Raw genomic sequence first — 1,665 nt, forward strand, 5'->3', positions numbered from 1 at the left:
CGAAAAAGGCAGACTGCCCGCCTCGACACCACACCCCTAAGGCCAGTCGCCGCCGCCTTGTCCCCCCTTTCAATGTAGGATTTTCTCTGGTCTATCCTCTGCGATGCGCCAGTCCTCTGCCCTTTCCACACCGCCCTCTACCGACCCCCGTCGCGTCGATGTCGCATGCATGGCGCATCACTGTCGCGTCGCTGTCGCGTCGCCGGGACGTTGCCATGGCTTCCCCGGTACAATTCGGACCAATCCACCCCAAAAATGCACCCTGCAACGGTGTGAATTTCACCCTGTGACCCTGAACACCCCAAAACCCCCAAGCGGTCTGCCGCTTTGCCTTTGGCGCGGAAGGCGTTAAAGCGCGGGCATGACATATCCCGCTCCCAAGGACTGGATCCTGGGCATTTCGCCCTATATCCCCGGTAAATCCGCCGCCGACGATGGCCGCCCGCTGATCAAGCTGTCGGCCAATGAAAATCCGCTGGGCACTGGCGCCGCCGCGCGGGCCGCGCTGGTTGCGGCGACCGCCGATCTTGCCAGCTATCCCGATCCCGCCGCGACCCGGTTGCGCGAGGCGATCGGCGCGGTGCATGGGTTGGACCCGGCGCAGATCATCTATGGCACGGGGTCGGACGAACTGCTGCATATTGCCGCCTCCGCCTATGCCGGGCCGGGCGATGAAATCCTCTATGTGCGCTATGGTTTTGCGGTCTATGACATCGCGGCCCGCCGGGTCGGCGCGACGCCGGTGATCGCGCCCGACAAGGACTATGCGACCGACGTGGACGCGCTGCTGGCTGCGGTGACCGACAAGACCAAGGTCGTGTTCCTCGCCAACCCCAATAACCCCACCGGCACGATGACCGGCCGCGAGGAGATTGCCCGGCTGCATGCGGGTCTGCGCCCCGACATATTGCTGGTGCTGGACCAGGCCTATGCCGAATATCTCGATGCGGGCGAGGATGATGGCGGCCTGGACCTGGCGAAGAATGCCACCAACATATTGGTCACGCGCACCTTCTCGAAAATCTATGGTCTGGCCGCCGAGCGCATCGGCTGGGGCTATGCCTGCCCGGCGATCATCGAAATTCTCCACCGCATCCGCGCGCCGTTCAATGTGACGACGGCGGGACAGGCCGCCGCCATCGCCGCGATCAACGACAGCGCCTGGGTCGAATCGAGCCGGACGCATAATGCGCGTTGGCGCGAATGGCTGGCGGGCGAAATCGGCGCCTTGTCCAACCACGGCCTGCGCGTGGTGCCGAGCAAGACCAATTTCCTGCTGATCCTGTTCGACGGCAAGCTGACCGCCGAAGCGGCGATGAAGGGGTTGTGGGACGAGGGCTATGCGACCCGCTGGCTGCCCGGCCAGGGGCTGCCCAACGGCCTGCGCATCACCATCGGCACGAAGGCGCAGACCCGCGCCGTCGCCGCAAAGCTGCGCGCCATGGCGGAAGCGGCCTGATAGGATGCTGCCTTTCGCTCGCGTCACCATCATCGGCCTGGGGCTGATCGGCTCCTCGCTCGCCCGCGCGATCCGGGCGAACATGCCTACCGTGCGGGTGACGGGCCATGACGCCGATCCGCAGGTGCGCGAGACCGCACGGCGCATCGACCTGTGCGACGATGTCACGGACACGGCGGGTGCGTCGGTGACCGACGCCGATCTGG

The 1,665-nt window shown here is 65.5% G+C and carries 1 protein-coding gene and 1 pseudogene; both read left to right on the plus strand.

The window, feature by feature from the left end; translation table 11 throughout:
* Positions 1 to 361: 361 nt before the first annotated feature.
* On the plus strand, positions 362 to 1,459 hold the full coding sequence (hisC, locus tag IL54_RS17475; RefSeq protein WP_037477323.1) for a histidinol-phosphate transaminase: 1,098 nt from the start codon (positions 362 to 364) through the stop codon (positions 1,457 to 1,459).
* A gap of 4 nt (positions 1,460 to 1,463) precedes the next feature.
* A pseudogene (locus tag IL54_RS17480) lies at positions 1,464 to 1,665 on the plus strand (prephenate/arogenate dehydrogenase family protein); the annotation flags it as partial.

Source organism: Sphingobium sp. ba1, assembly GCF_000743655.1.
GTDB lineage: Bacteria > Pseudomonadota > Alphaproteobacteria > Sphingomonadales > Sphingomonadaceae > Sphingobium.